General features: G+C 39.4%; 8 protein-coding genes. 2 read left to right on the top strand and 6 right to left on the bottom strand.

Annotated elements, in window-relative coordinates; translation table 11 throughout:
* Positions 1-16 precede the first annotated feature (16 nt).
* Genes CYAN7822_RS34025 through CYAN7822_RS34005 form a run of 5 tightly spaced genes read right to left on the bottom strand, consistent with a single transcriptional unit; the run spans position 17 to position 8,300 of the window.
* The gene (locus CYAN7822_RS34025; RefSeq protein ID WP_013325772.1) at positions 17-1,603 is read right to left on the bottom strand and encodes an AAA family ATPase; all 1,587 of its coding nucleotides are present in this window, start codon (positions 1,601-1,603) and stop codon (positions 17-19) included.
* Positions 1,604-1,610: 7 nt separating this feature from the next.
* Positions 1,611-2,858, bottom strand: coding sequence for a hypothetical protein (locus CYAN7822_RS34020; RefSeq protein ID WP_013325771.1), 1,248 nt, complete (start codon positions 2,856-2,858; stop codon positions 1,611-1,613).
* A gap of 46 nt (positions 2,859-2,904) precedes the next feature.
* Positions 2,905-6,261, bottom strand: coding sequence for a cell division protein FtsA (locus CYAN7822_RS34015; RefSeq protein WP_013325770.1), 3,357 nt, complete (start codon positions 6,259-6,261; stop codon positions 2,905-2,907).
* Between the two features lie 22 nt (positions 6,262-6,283).
* Complete coding sequence (locus CYAN7822_RS34010) at positions 6,284-7,819, bottom strand: FtsZ/tubulin family protein (protein WP_013325769.1); 1,536 nt, start codon at positions 7,817-7,819, stop codon at positions 6,284-6,286.
* Between the two features lie 10 nt (positions 7,820-7,829).
* On the bottom strand, positions 7,830-8,300 hold the full coding sequence (locus CYAN7822_RS34005; RefSeq protein WP_013325768.1) for a hypothetical protein: 471 nt from the start codon (positions 8,298-8,300) through the stop codon (positions 7,830-7,832).
* Between the two features lie 220 nt (positions 8,301-8,520).
* Between CYAN7822_RS34005 and CYAN7822_RS34000 the strand changes: the two genes are divergently transcribed.
* Entirely contained in the window at positions 8,521-9,924 is a 1,404-nt protein-coding gene (locus CYAN7822_RS34000; protein ID WP_013325767.1) for a hypothetical protein, read from the top strand.
* 37 nt (positions 9,925-9,961) lie between these two features.
* On the opposite strand, the gene CYAN7822_RS35235 is transcribed toward CYAN7822_RS34000, so the two are convergent.
* Positions 9,962-11,623, bottom strand: a complete 1,662-nt coding sequence (locus CYAN7822_RS35235; RefSeq protein ID WP_013325766.1) for a pentapeptide repeat-containing protein — start codon at positions 11,621-11,623, stop codon at positions 9,962-9,964.
* A gap of 1,036 nt (positions 11,624-12,659) precedes the next feature.
* Here CYAN7822_RS35235 and CYAN7822_RS33985 point away from each other — a divergent pair.
* Positions 12,660-16,259, top strand: a complete 3,600-nt coding sequence (locus tag CYAN7822_RS33985) for a DUF3987 domain-containing protein (RefSeq protein ID WP_013325765.1) — start codon at positions 12,660-12,662, stop codon at positions 16,257-16,259.
* Positions 16,260-16,353: the final 94 nt, after the last annotated feature.

The following is a 16,353-nucleotide window of genomic DNA, read 5'->3' as shown; positions in this document are numbered from 1 at the left end:
ATTCTTCCTCATCCTCTTAATAAAAAACCACTTCTCCAAGTTCATAAAGACAAAATTTTCCCGCAGAATCATCCCAATAAACAATAGCCGCTTTCCTTAAAACAAACTTATTAGAACTTCTTTCATCATACCGACGACAATCAAAAACATACTTAACCGATTCATAATTATGTTCGTTAATAATTAAATTTTTCTTCGGAACTAAGAAATAATGGGGCGTTTTAAATTGAGGAACATCTGTTATCCAATAGCTGCCACTATCTAATTCCTCAAAGGTAATCAAAGAATCATAACCCGCTCTTTTATCCTCAACACTTTTTTTTGTTGCTGTCACAATAACTATCTGCTCAAGTAGGGCTTTATAATTATTATTATAAAGAGAAATTAAGTCATCTTCAGTTTTAATATCATCTAAATTTATCTTACTTGTTTCTTCTTTAAGCTGGCGGGAAGGAGATTCTTTATTAAGGACAGTTTTTACGGGATTAGAGCTAGTAGTTCTCCCCATCTGTTGCCATTGAGTTCTTTCTATTTCTTCTGAAATATTAGAAGAATAATCCGTTTTATTATAATAATTTTCTGGTTCTAATTCTTCTAAATTTGTGTTTTCTCTTCTGGTTTTTGACGGATTATTTAACAAATCTCGTTGAGCTTTTTTCCAAAAATTAAACTTGCGAAAAGCCAAAACTCCTATTGCCCCTATAATAACCAAGAAAACCAAGGGAACTAAAAAATTTTTCCCACTAGATGACTCTGTATTAGTTCCTTGATTAGGTACTGTTGTGACTGGTTCTTGTGTTGGGTTTTGTGCTTGTAATTGCCGTACCTGATTGGTTAAATTTTCAATCTGTTGATTTTTTTGTGCTAATTCTCTTTGTAATTGCTCTAACGCTTCCTGTGAATTATTACTCCTTGGAGAAGAATTATTTAACCTCTGTCTTTCTTTAGACAAAACCAGGAATTGAATCTCATCAATATTGTTTCTTATCTCCCCTATATTCTTAGTTAAAATTAGCTCAATTTGCCTCTGAGTGCCTTTGCCAAAAATTCCATCAGTCTCATCAGATGACGCATTTTCCCCAAAAAGCTCTTTTTGATAAGAAATGAGCGCAGGGATTGAAGAAATTGACTTTTTTTTCCGAAGCTGCTCTTGTGACTGTATAATATTATTATTTAAAGGCCCTAACACCCTTTCCATAGATGCCAACTGTTCATCAACCTTAGTCACAAAACTATTAACAGAATTTGGCTCTAGAGAACTCGCATTTAATTCATTTTTCCGTTGTTCCCAAGTTGTTTGTAATTGTTGTAACTTAGTTCTTGGAGTATTAAAATCTACCTGTTGCCGATCAATTTCCTTGTTATAAACTCGTATTAAATCCTGATTTAACCTATCAATTGACTCTTTTAACGACTTAGCTTGCTCCCGCACCGTTTCTAACCCAGAGGGAGAATCCTGTGGCGAATTATCAACTTGCGCGATTATAATAACAGCATCAGATTCCCCTGATGTCGCCATCACTAAGAGCGGTTGATAACTAATTACCAAACTGGGAACTAACGCTACAAACAGCCAAACCCGCCTTAAAAAGTCTTGATTCATAGTTAACCTACCCACTAAAATCTAAAAGCCCTTTCCCATCATTATCAAGCACCCATGTCTCCCCAGAAGACATTACAGATACTTTAGCAGGTTTTTTGAGCCTAAAATTACTTAGGTTTGTTATTTCTTCTATATAACCCTCACACTCGAACAAATTTTGTACCGATTTCATCTGATGATCATTAAATTTTTTATCATGCCTAGGAACTAAATAATATCCTTCTGTTCCCTTAATAATCCAATACATCTTCGTTTCCTCAGAATTACAAGTCAAAATCGCTAAATATTCTCGTCCGGTTCGCGCTTCTAACTCAGTATCCTTAGTGGTTGTCACCTCAATTTTCGACTCTTTAAAATCTACTTTATCATTGTATTTATTAACTACATTTTGTTCTTCAGAGGAGGAAACCGCAACCGTACTACTCGATGTACTAGACTCCTCACTCTCTGTTTCAGAGTTAGCCTCATCAGATGCACCAGAATCAGAATCTCTACTATTTTCATCTGTTTCACTTAATAAATTACTCTCGTCTAAATCTGTTTGAGGATCTTCTTTTCTTTCCTCAGAATCCTTTTTAAAATCTTCTGGCAGCTTACTGACAACAGCTTGAGCTATTATCTCAACAAACTCTGAATCGTCTTTTAGATTTTTTATAACTAGGGGAATAATGTTTTTAAATTGTTCATCTAAATTTTCTTTAACAGCCTGTTTAATATTCTTTGATACTTGCTCCATCAAGATTTCAACTTTAATTGGCTCTGGAATTTTATCATTAAGCTGTTGTTTAACAGTATTTTCAATAGTCGTTTGCTGATTTTTCAGTTCTTTAACTGTTTGATTTAATTCCTCAATTCTCTGGGGAATTTCTAATAGTTTATTAATTGCCTCGCTAATTGTTTTTCCAATATCAACCATTTTTCTCTGATTATAAAAAACTTCAATACCTTTAAATCCTAAAATAACAAAACCTTCTAATAAGAGAAGAGATATAAGAAAATTCATGGTGTTTTGAGAAGAATTTGCTCTAGCTTGGTTGTTATTATTATTTGATGGAGCTTGTTGATTGTTTGTTGAAGAGGGACTCCTTGGAGTAACCGGAGGAGAGGGAGTTGGAGAAACTGGAGGACTGGGAGGAGGAACTTGTGCGATAATAATTGGTGAATAATTATCATCAGCATAAACCCTTCCTGGTTCACCCCCCAAGACTAACCCAAAAGCTAAAACACATAATAGACTTTTAATCAACTGACCCATCCTCCCGATTGAATAATTAAAAAACGCTTTCAAAAGACAGGAAACATTATTTTCCTGCCCATTCCTTTCCTAAAACTTGTAATAATGCTTTCAACCCTAAAATAAATGGCGGCTCCCAACGGATTTTATCAGTGCTTTTGTCATTCTCATTTTTCTTAGCATCCCCATTTTTCTGAGCATCCTCCTTCAGCTTTAATAACATATTATTTAATTCCCTTTCCGTATCGTCCCACAATTTTTTATTTTTGTCCCGTTCAGGGGAACGAACATAACCTTTAAGCGGCGTAATTTCCTCAATATCCAAATTCCTCAGCGCATTATGAAATTCACACAGAAACTTCGGTAACTGCACCAATTCAGGCACTTTAAATTCAATCACATCCAAATCCTCATCAACCCACAACCGTGACTCTGCACTAATAATTTGAGTATTTTCCTCCTCATTATTTGCTTGATTAAGAGTTTTTATCTCAAACTTTTCTCCGGCAATTAACGGATCTTTAACCTTCTTCCCCATCCCTTTTAACTTCGTTCCTTGAAGCACCAACCCACAAGCCGCTTCATCCTTTGGACGTTGACTCAAGCGGGTTAACTGTTCAGTATCCTCAAATCCAGAACCCGCACTCAACATTCGACTCAGCAACTCATTGACCTCTGAATTTTTATTAAACTCCCCGCCATTATCCAACCATTTCAAAAAGCGTGACCCATTTCCCCCAATATAAACCGGTGTAATTTGACCTTTTTGATATTTTTCTTCTGCGTTCAGCACCTTAAGCAAAATGCCCACATAATAATATAACCCTGCTATGCCAATGGCCGTCAGCCGTACTAACCCCTGTAAATCGGGATCATCTTGCAATAAAGTTCTTTGACTCCTTAACCAATTTTCACTCTCTAAACGCAGCCACACATCCATTTTTGCATTAAACGCCCCCCCTCTCAAATCCTTCCATTTTTTCGGGTCAAACTTTAATTTTTGTTCCAAAAACTTCGGATTCATCGCCAAAAATTGTGAGAAAATATCCCGCCCCGCCAACTGCACCGAACACTGATGCAGCAGTTGATTATCTTCCCAAATAGAAATATCAGAAGTTCCCCCCCCCAAATCAATACAAGTGGTATAAACTAAATCATGTCCCTCAAAATCGGCAAAATATTGAGCGACCGCTAAACTCTCAGTCCGGAGATTATCCGAATCAATTTCAGGATGATTTTGCTTAATTCCCGTTGTCTTTTCTAATTCAGTTGTCAAATCTTTCCAAACTTGAGCATAACGTTTTTTATCTCGACGAGAAAAAGCCGAGGGATAAGACAAAGACCACTGAATTTCCTTGACTCCCGCCTTAGCCACCAAAGCCGTAATATATAACGCTAAATCTTTAATAAAAAGCTCATTAAACGGAATGTTTTCCGGTAACCATTTCAAATCTGTTTTTATCCAGTCTTCTTGGGGTTCAAATCTACTGCTATCAGGGACATAAATCCGACCATCTACAATAGACAACATTTTCTCATTTTTCACATTTCTTCCCTTTATCGTCAACACACTTGACAAAGGTAACGGTTTCTCCTTGGGAATAAAATCTTCAGGAATGAAATGTTCAAACAGTACAGTTAACCGAGTTTCTCGGTTACTTTTCGTGACCCGATGCAGCAAATTTTCTAAAAAAAGCGGTTCGGGAACATCTTTTTTATTGACATAAATATTAGTAAACGAAGTCCCTAAATCTACCCCCACAGACCAATTTTTACTTAAAGAAACTGTTTCAGGAGATTTAAGTAAAATTAAGCCAATAATCGTTTTATCCCCATCTAAACAATGAATACACTCAGGAAAAGACTCTAAATGCACCATTTGATAAGTTCCCCTTCCCTGTTTTAAAGCATGGGCGTATCTGGCTTTAGGAAAACTGACTTGAAACGTCGCCTCACCCAAATCTGCATCATAGTAAAACCCATAATACTCCTTCCATCCCTTTGCCTGAAAATTAGGCCAAACTTCTAACACCGGCAACTGGTCTGGCAGTAAATTTTCTTCTTTAAGCTCATAATCTTTGTACAATAAATAATCTTGAAACGGCCTATTATTTCTCGTACCATTACTGTTATTTTCCTGCACACCACTCAAAGGTAAATTGAGCATTAAACGGACTTTATTGCCTTCTCCTTTCAGCGTCTGAAACTTAATTTTATTCAATAAATCTTCAGGAGTAAAATAATCCAACAACATTGGATTCAACGAAATTAACGGAGTTACCCGCTTATTATTAAAAATAATCGAATCATTCCTTCTCGCATCTGGCAATAACGCCCCCGGTAACGCCTCATCTAAATCAATAAAATACAACTCCTCTAAAAATAACTCCTCCTTTTCAAGAACAATGACTTCTCCCTTCCAGCGCGTTTTTAACTCTTCTAACTCCTCTGGTCTTAAAGAGGCCAAAGTTTTTCCGCCATGAATCCAAATATTTTGCGGTTCTTCTCCCCATACCCCAGGCATGGCCGGGTCATAAAGCAATAATGGCAGTTTTTCCCCTTCTTTTTTCCCTGAAGCAATCAACTTGACACTAGACGGTTGCTCCGGTGCTTTTACCGGATAATTTAACCCAATTAACGCCCCCCGATTAATAGGAACTCCAAAAAACTGAGGTTCTTCACTTAAAATCTCTTTTTTAGATGGATCTGACTCCAGAGTGCTTTGAAACTCCCCAATCAACCCCTGTATAATATTTATCGCATCTTCATGTCCATTATGGTTATCTAACTCCTCATTTAAATTCTTCAACCACCCCCATAACAACCCCTTTTCTTCTTTATTTAATTGGGATTGTGGTGCTTCTAAACACTGTTTCTCCAGATTCCACCAAGGTAAATCCTCCCAATTTCCCGCTTCCGACGGCACAACTAAGGTAGAAGGCGAACTCATTCCCACTGGCTTATTATTCCATAAAAATACATAAACATCCTCCCAAGGATGCTTATTATTTAAAATATAAAGATTTCTTCCTTTATAATCTGGCAACAAATCCGACAAAGACTTAGCAAAACTCCTGTTATTTTTCCCTAACTCGATTAGCTGTGCTGTCAGAGGCAAACCTCGAAGTTCTGCTAACGCTAAAGCCGCCAACATCCCCTGCCACTGTGAAACCATTACGGGGCGCAGAGAATGTCGCCTATCATATAACACCATCTCCAGAGTCAGAGGCCGGGCCCACATCGTCGGAACTGAACTTATCCGATTAACCTCCCCTGGCGCATCATATTCTAAACTGTTAGCTACATCATTAAACGCCTTTTCCGGTTGTACATTCCATTGCCCCGCCACTTCTTTTTTGACATCACAATCTGCTTTTAATCGAGGCAGTAATAAAACCGGTTGTTTTCTATTATTTCCAGTCATGGTCATTTTTCCTCCCTTTCTCTTACCATTGACAAAGCACATATAAAGCCTTAGCTAACCCCACTGTTCCCGTATTTGGGGCAGCTAACTCAAGAGCCTTTGGATTCAATTTTTCCTTAATTTTTTGAATCTCATCTTGTTGTTTACGTCCTTCCTCTCGACTATCTCCTAAAACCAAATCTCTCAAATATTGCCCCCCTATTTGTCCATCAAAATTCTTAAACGGGCCAGTGCGAAATAGTTCAATTTCTCCTAAAGCACATTCATGGATTTCCCTAACCCAACGTAAATAATCTTCACACCAAGCCGTCACTATTTCAATCGCTTGCTGTTCAGAAGCATCATTTAAACTGGGTAACTCTTGCCCTTTCTTATCAAGCAGCTTACCCAACGCCCCATGTTCAGGATTGAAAAACTGCTCAAACCAAGGGGCCCCGCGACGAAAAGCCGCCACACCCACTTTTTGCGCCATCATCAACTCCGGCAAAATATTCGACAACCACACATAAGCAAACCGCACCCCAGTGACCAAGTTTGCTTGAACCTCTGCCATCTCCGGCAAATCCCCCCAACTCAGCTTTTGCCCATCTTGACGACTCGCTAACACTACCTTTCCTTGCTCTTTTTGAGCATAAAGTAAAAAATGTCGCGCCGCCAAAGCCGCATAAAGTTCAATAAAATGGGGTTCATTGCGTTGGGTATTCTTGCCAATACTAAACTTATATTCAGAAAAATTTTGATTCCCCAACAGATAAACCTTATCAAAATACTGATTCTGGTCCCGATAATAACGAAGCGCTGCCTCCGTATTCAGCAAAAACTGGTCACAACTAGCATAAACCTCTTGATTTGCCACCTTTCCCGTCGGCTGAAATTGGAAATAAGGCAAGACAAACAAACAAGCGATCTTGACACTCCCTCGAATATTTTCTTCATTTAACTTATTATCAATTAATCGCCCCAAAGTCGGCAGTCCTGCCGCTCCGGTTCCTCCAAAAATAGAGCCACACAAAAATACTTTCGGCTTTTTACTCCCTCCGGTATCCCCTTTAATTTGGGCGATTAAACTTGACCAAGGTTGCTCATCCAAATTATTTAAATCCAAACGACTCATGATTGCCGCACCGATTGACGGCCTGCCCCGAAATCCTACATCTAAATTCGCCTTCCGTTCATCTTCTGTATAGAGAACATCAAACAAATTTCCCAACTCCGGATCATTCTGAATCAAATTGTTATAACCAAAAAAAGACTCTAAGTCCTTATTGATTTTAGTGTTTCCAAAAGGCGACCACAAATCAGGAGTATAAGAATATAACTCCGTTTGCATCCATTGACAAGCCCGTTGTTCACTCTTGAGCAAATCATAGCCGCGTCGATAGATTTTTAGACTCCCTCTGGCCCGTTCCAAATTTCCATTAGTCTCATCCGCATCCACAAACAACATCTTAATTTGGTCTTCTGTGAACAAGCCAACCCCCGCCATTTGCAGAATGGCCTCTAAACATTTCGCCCCTGTTCCGCCAATACCAATTACATAAAGAGTATCCTGTGCCATAACCCTCATCCTAGCCAATTAAACGACGTATTAAAGGAGAACCCGGCGGAATATTCCGAAACAACCCCGGTGAACTGGTCACCGTTGGCAACCAATAGAGCCAAAACAAACCATTAAAAATAAAAAATCCTGCTAAAGATAGAAGCGCGTCATCACTTTCATTGAAAAAATAAAGAGCAATACAAATTCCTAAAATGGGCAACAGTCCCAGCAGCCACCAAACCACCTGCCAGCGAAACACATCAAGAGCGCCCGATGCTTTGGCCCGCGTCGTCATAAAAGTCCAGACTAAAGTTGCCCCCACAGAAGCCAAAAAAACAACCCAAGCCCCGACCGTATAATAATCACTCAGCCATGTCGTCAGGGGCACATCCGCTACCCGAATGAGCCGACTTTGATAGATCAGAGGCTGTCCATAGAACATCAAGACCCATCCCAGGACAGTCAGCACAATAATGCGAATAATCTCTCCAGGTTTCATCACCGCTTTCTCCGCTCACAAGCGTCTACACAAGGATTACTTTTTTTAACTAAACAATATTTACTCTTTGGTTAGGGAATGGATCTAAAATGACTCAATCGTCAAAAAACACTGGTATGGTCTAAAATTAAAATTAACTCCTCTATAATACGCTTAATTCGTCCCTAGTATAGCAACACTTACTGTTGGCTGCTTACATATCGTAAACTTTTGTCACAAGGTGATTCAACCTCAATTTCAACTCAAACGCTATTTAGTAGCCCTTGCTACCTTTTTTTTGCTCGTTTCGTGCAAAAGTCCCTCGGTTTACACAGAGCAAGACTTCCCCTGTAAACTAGAAACAAATATTTCTTCTGTTTCGAGTTCAAGCCCCCTAGAGATTGCCCTTCACGTCGATGGCAGTGGTTCTATGCTAGGGTATGTCGATAATCCCAACAGTCGCTATATTCAAACCCTAGACCTATTAGATAGCATTTTTTTGGGTCAAGGTTCTAGAGACCAAGTAACGCTCTCTTATTATCGCTCAGGAGGACTCAAAAACCAACAACTCAATCGTCAGCAATATCGAAACGCATTCAACCCCGATTTTTACACGGGAACTAACCCCACCTTTCCCAAAGTATCGAGTCAACTCGATAAAGCCATTACCCCCCCTGCAAAAACCGACAAACTCTTAGTTTTCGTCACCGACTTAGAGCAAAATGGAGGAGATGTCAACAACCTAGTCGACACAATCGAAAAGAACTTTTTCAAAGACAAACATAACCAATATTCCGTCGGAATTTTAGCGATAAAAAGTGAATTCAATGGCACAATTTATACAACAGAACCTAGAGTTTATTCAGATTTTTATTATAACACAAAGGGGGAAAAAATTGACCAATATCGCCCGTTTTATGTCGTTTTTATCGCTCCTTACTCTGACTTGGTATACTATTATGAAGCCATGAAAAACCAAGCCAAAGACCTCATCGAAAGTAGCCAGTTGGTGATATTTTCCCCCAACACTTTTATCAAAGAATCCGGCTATCCCAAACTCTCAACACCCCTCCCCAACGAAATTAGTAATCCCCAATCCCTTCAAATTGGCAGAGTTGCCTTTGAAAGCAGCCAATCAAACAGTGGCCAGTCTTCCTATACTCTTTTAGAAATCCCCAAACGCATCGACCAAAAAGAACTTTCTATTCCTTTTACTTTACCTTTTTCTCCAACCGACTACACATTACTTCCAGAGCCTGAAAAAATTAAAACCGAAACTACCATCAAAGCTTCTAACTCATTTGAGAAGAAATTTCTACCGCAAAATAATAACGCTTCCTTAAAACAAGCTTTAGAAATCAAGGATTTAAAACTCACAGATAACCAATTTACATTTACCACCGCAATTCAACCAGAATCCTTTTCTGAACCCGGTATTTATCTATTTACAATAGATTTAAGGGTTGAAAACTTACAAGACGCTTCTTGGTGGAAAGACTGGGACTGGGAAAGCCGAACAAACAGTGAAGATGGCTCAAAAACCTACAACCTTCTCAACTTCATGAGAAACCTAAAAACTCGCATGACAGACGGAGAGACAAAACCCGCCATTAGTCGCTTTTGTTACGCCATTCAGAAAAACTAGAGGGTTATCTGTTGGGTAGAAAGCCCACAATGTAACGTCAGTTCGGTCTGGGTAGTTTAGATTCAATCATTTGAAAGTGATTGACCAAACTTTCACTCAAACTAGAATTAACAATTTCCCAGTTAGGCTTACAAGTTTTTGCTCTCATTAATTCTACTGGATGTTCCGAATTGGTCAGAATAATAACTTCTCCTTTATGTAGTTCTATTTTATATCGTTCATCAGCATATTCAAAAGATTTTTTAGAGCGAATCATTAGCTTAATAATTGGAAGGACAATAGATAATCTAGCTTCCTGATTTTTTGATTCATATTCAACTAATTTTTTTAGATTCTCAATATCAGTAGAAATAATAAGGCTCTGGGTTTGACCATCGGCTAATACAAGAATCTTTCCTGAACGACTTTTTCCCGTCCTAATAGATTCTAAATCTTGAAAGTCGGGAAATATTTCCACCGAAGTCGTCTTTCCCGTTTGCAAAACCTGATACTTGATTCCCTTGAGCGGATTAGTAGCCTCTTCATAATTAATATAAAGCCTATAGTCCTTGGTAGGGCAATATTCTCCGTATTTGTTGAGAAGAATATTAGCTAATTTAATGGCTTCCTCTTCAAGAATTAATTTTTCCTTTAACTTGCTCGATTTTTCCCTTGATTGACGACACAAATAAAAAGTAGGAGCTAATAATAAATCATTAACCGGTAGTCCTGAACGCCCCTCAGAAGATATATATAAATTCTCTACTTCAATTGCATTAGTCTGAGTTCCCCAGACAGAAATTCCATAAATAGTACAGTTTTTCAGAATAGAATTATCTAGGCAAGCTTCGTTAAAATTTACTTCTCTAAGGTCACAATAGAGCAGTTTAGCTTCGCTTAAATTCGCTTTTCTTAAGATAGCTCTACTGAGGTTAACATCAGTCATTTTCGCTCCCTTTAAATTAGATTGCTCTAAATTGACTTCCCTCAACCCCGAATTGCTTATGGAAGCATTCTGAAGATTAGCTTCCCTAAGATTGCTATAATCTAAATTAATATCTGATAGCTCTACATTTTCTAAGTTCGCTTCCGTGAGATTAGCATAACTCAAGTCGGTTTCTGTCAACTTAGCCCCCTTTAAATTAGCTCCTACTAAACTAGCCCCTTCAAAAGAAATAACACAGCCACTAATATCTGCCAAGTTCGCTCCGTCAAGATTAAATCCCTGTAAATCTTCACATTCTTCTGAATTAAGGTCTATTCCAGCTAATTGAGGTAGAATATCAGGGTTTTTTTCTCTCCATTTATTCCAAGCTTTTTTTCCTTTTTTTAGTAAGGCCAAATGTTGTTTGTTAACTAATTCATTTTTAGAACCAAATGAAGTCCACAGTTCTGCCGTAACTCGACTAACTATCTCTAATTGCTCAGGGGCTAAAATTGAAATTTTATGAATTACATCGCTTAATACATCTGATTCTACAGTTGGGCCTACTCCTACATATTCATAGAACTGTCCCAAGTCCATCCCTGCTAACTTAGCTAGAGTCGGCCAATTCCTACGCGCAGGTAAGGCTTCTCCTCGCTCCCATTGCCCGATTGCTTGAGCGCTAACACGAGGCGAAAAGAGTAGGGCTAACTCCTGTTGACTTAAATTATGATTTTTTCGGATATCTTTAACTAATTGAGGAAATACTTCTTTTTCCCTTTTCTTAAAGTCCATTTACATCTACTGCTTCTTAATCTTAAACACAAACGCCATAATAATCTATCCTCAGTTTGACATATTACTGGGCATACACGACAACAAATCAATTGCCGGTGGGGTAACAAGTAAAAGTTGTTTAGTAAATTATAATTTTATATTGTAGACTAGAAAGCAATATCCCATTAGAAAAGAGCAAAATGCTATTGCAGATCTGACACACAACGGCGAGTTTCAAGACCATTACTTTATGTTAAGAGTCGCTTCCCTATCAATTTGTTTCAAAAATACAAATAAGGGGGGTATGGGTCAAGGACAAGTCATCACTCATCACAAAAGTTTAATTTAAGGGTTGCCTATTTCCCTCATCCGATTTTCAGGGTAAACTGAAAAACGAACTCTCGAAAAGCTAGAGACGAATAGTTGAGAGCTTTCCCTAAAAAAGCAACAACGCCGTCCTTTTGATTAGCAGCCAAATGACGACGTTTTAATTTAGGGGCCTCTCCGTTAACTCTATCTCTATAAAGAAAGAAAAGAAAAGGAGGTGCAATATGTAAATTACTAACCTCACATAGCCTTTAAAGCTTTACACGATAGTCAAGCTTTATTAGCTGCGATTGCTATTATGGTAACGCATTGTCGCAGTGATAGCAAGATTTTTTGTGCAAAATTTTTCTTTAAAAGGCGCAGCCCAAAACCGACGATCTCTGAGATCGCCCCACTTGAACCGTTATTCAATCGTTTTCAAAAAAAGAAAACTGGTGCGTTCCTTGGGTTGGGCTTGAGAGAGGAGGAAAAGAAGGTAAGGTTGGAAAAGACCAATCTAGCCAATTACTGAAATTCATTTAAAACTGTCATAGTTTATAGGCTGAACTCCTGTTTTTTCTGTCATAGCTGATAGATTCAACTCCAGTTCATCCCATCCTAGTTGGGAACAACACCCAAAAAAACAATCTAATTTATTTAATTATGACAGCTAATTGATTTTTAGTAGTAGCCTCCTATCCCCCAAGGAATCTCCAGTTCCCTTAACAACTAAAAGGAGATTTCCCGCATGACCGCTTTAAACAATAAACTTACTCTAGGACTACAACGCATTCAATCCACTGGGTTAGATTTGGCTCTGGTTCCTCTAAACAACAACAAACAACCCCTCGGTGATGGGTGGCAAAATCGACCCTATACAGCCACCCAACTGATAGAAGCCATTACTACTGGGGGAGTAGCAGTTCCTATCAAAGGAGAGATTAAAAAAATACAACTTCAAGGCTTCGGTGTCATTACAGGAACGTCCTTAACCCGTGAACACGAAACTTACACCCTCATGGCCGTTGACCTTGACGGGGCAAGTGCTACTAATAAAATGCTTGAACTTTCTGGGAGTAACCCCTTACCTCCTACCGTCGCCTTTACTTCTACGCGCCCTGGAAGATGTCAATACCTGTTTTTAGTGCCAGAGAAATTGAAAAATCTCATCCGCACCAAAAAAATTAAAACCGGGGTAGTTGGCGATGACGGTAAACCCGAACAAATTGAACTGCGATATAGTAACTTACAATCCGTTTTACCCCCATCTGTTCATCCCACTACCGGACAATATCACTGGGTTGAAGGCTGCGCCATCGATGAAATCGAGATAGCATTAGCCCCCGATTGGATTTTAGAACAAATGTTTATTGACAAATCTTCCCCTTCTTCCCCTGCCCTGAATCTTTCTTACACTACCCATACATACAACAGGGGCAAACAATGGAGTGACATTGACTTCGCTATCTCTTACCTCAATGCCCTTTCCCCCTTCCGTGCAGATGATTATGATGATTGGGTGGCCGTCGGGATGGCTTTACATAGCGTCGATGATTCGCTGTTAACCGAATGGGATAACTGGAGCCGCTCCTCAAGCAAATACAAACCCGGTGATTGCGAAAAAAAATGGAAGTCTTTTTCAAGGGGCGGCGGTGTACAACTGGGAACTTTAGCACACTTAGCCAAATTAGACGGGTGGACTTTCCCCCGTAAAAATACTTCTTTGGCTTCCCCAGTTAAAAAACCTTCCTCTAACCAATCAATTGCCCTCACTTCAACTGATAATGAAACAACTGTCACCGGTGACACTTTATCCAAGAGTGACACCCCAAACCCCCAATTACTGAGCGTTGCGGATACTGTCACTGCTGTCACCGCTATTCTTAAACTAGGGCTAAAAGACTATGAAGAACAAAACGAACTAGATTTACTACAATCTTATTCAACCTTCAGTAAAGCCGCTTATCAGCAGTTAGTCAGTGCTATTCGCTGTTCAGAGGATGTTACACAACCCTCTGACACTGATAGATTAAACCAACTGGTGAACTGGCATAACGCCACCCTAGACTTAAAAAAAATCATCCCTCCCCTTGCCCCCGTATTTATTCATGACGCATCTGTCCTCAATATTGACCCCATTAGCCTCTGGCAGTATTTTCTTCCCACTGTGCTATCTTTAGCCGGTAAACGGCTTGATCTAGATATAGAATCTCATCGCATCCCGGCGATCGCTTGGACTTGTTTAGTGGGTGAATCCGGAACCGGCAAAACTCGCGCAGAAGGGGTAATTCTCGCGCCGCTAAAACAACGACAATACCAAGAAAAGAAGCGATGGAAAAACGCATTAGCTGAATATAAACAGATTTTAAAGAACAAAAAGAAAGAAGATCCAGAACCATTCCCCCCAACCCCTGAGAGAAAATATCTCTTTGAAGTGGCCACCATTCAATCCGTCATGCGAAGATTAGCGGAGCAGACGGAAAATGGCTCTTTATGGGCACGAGATGAAATCGCTGGACTGTTTAAGTCTTTAGGACAATTTGGAGGCTCTAAAGAGGAAAATGAAGGGCTGGAATGCCTACTAAAAATGTGGGATGGAAGCGGGTCTTTTGTTGACCGAGTAGATCCTGAAACCGACTCCTACGCGGTAGAAGAAACCCGTTTAAGTATCGCTGGTGGCATTCAACCTGGGGCGTTTCGTCAAGCCTTTAAAGATCCCGATGACTCCCAAGGGGTTCAAGCACGATTTTTGTATGCTATTCCCCAAGTTTGTAAACCCAAACGGGTTAAGGGCTACTGTCAACTCAGTGACATTTTACCCCCTCTTTATGACTGGCTAGAAAACTGTCCCACTGGCTCAGTTAGATTATCTCGTGATGCGGACAAGTATTATACAGACTTAGTGGAAATTCTGGGAGAAAAAGCCGAAACCCATCAATCTCCAGCTATTCGCGCCTGGTTGCGGAAACTTTCTACCCAAATTTTGAGAATCGCTTTGGGAATTCATTTAGTTGATTGTTATTTTGACAAGACAAAAAATATCTGGGTATTACAACTCGATACCTTAGAAAGAGCAGTAGAAGCGGGTCGTTATTACAGCCAGGCGATGGAAGTTGTACAGGAAAAAGTAGGTAATTCGGAAAATATGAGCAGTATTCTCCTGAAAATCTGGGATATGTCCGTAAATGTGCCGGAGGGTGTTACCCCAAGAGATATTTACCGCAATATTAAAGCAATTAGCAAGAGAGCGGTTGAATGTGGGCGCTCAGTAGGTGCTTATACGATTGAGTTATTCTCCAAATTAGTCGAGATGGGCAAAGGAATTATCGAAAAGAATGGGCGTATTGTTCGCTTTAAAGCGATTATTAACCCGCCACAGCCCCCTAATAACCCTAATAATCCGGATTCTAACCCTAATAATCCTAATCTTCCCACTGCTCCTATCCCACCAACCCCCGCCATAGAGAACATGAGTTCTGATAGAGAGGAGAATAGCCAGTCCGATGATAATAATTATTCTGATGGGGCGGTGACAGAAGTGACAGAACCACCAACTCAATCTCAGCAAGAGTTAGAAGCGTCACCCGACTCCGAAGTGTCACCGGTGACAGAACCTGAATATAAATCATTAACCCCATCAGAGAATATAGATTGGTTAATAGAATTGTTAACGGATTTAGAATCAGGCGTTGTTCCCCAGGAGCGTTTTCAATCTATTGACGAGTTAATGACGTTATATTCAGAAGCCGAAAATCGTTTTAATTCTGTTTGGGACTTAATTAATCAAAAATGTCCTGATTACTGGAATCGTATTTATTTAGCTTTCGACAAATTAATCGAAAAATTTCCACAAAACGGTCAAAGTAAAACTGGCAATATCTCCCTTGACGCGGCGGAACAACAACCCTTTTCTCAACCGAACTTAGCATCCCTTCAAGGTTTATTATTAGCTTGTAAAACGTTGAGCGATTATAACTCCCTCAAGAAAAAACATAATCCACAACTGTTGGAAAAAGCTTATATGGCTTTACCTCAAAAACAACAGCTTATTGTAGATGGTTTATTGGCCACTTCTTTCCCAGAGCCAGTGTTTAAGTACAAAGGAGAAAAAACTGGGAATACAGATGGATTCGAGATTAAGCCAGGGATGTTAGTTTACCTAGACTCATATTCTCGTCAAGGGGCTTATTCGGTTAAGGTTTGGGCTTTAAATGGAGTAAAAGAGGGACAGTCTCAACCCGTGTTTGTTACTCGTTCAAGTTTGGAAGAGGTGAAAAAGCCTAGTCCAACATCGGAATCATCTTTGATTGACTCTATTCAATTAGGTTTTGAAGAACGATTACCGTAATAAATAATGATGATTATCAAGGAAAAGTCTTAACTAATTGCCGTGATGATCTTATATCAGCTTAGGGCGGAGTAACTCTTACTTGTATTGATTG

Origin of the sequence: Gloeothece verrucosa PCC 7822 (assembly GCF_000147335.1) — a bacterium.
GTDB lineage: Bacteria > Cyanobacteriota > Cyanobacteriia > Cyanobacteriales > Microcystaceae > Gloeothece > Gloeothece verrucosa.
This window is presented reverse-complemented; position numbering and strand designations above follow the sequence as displayed.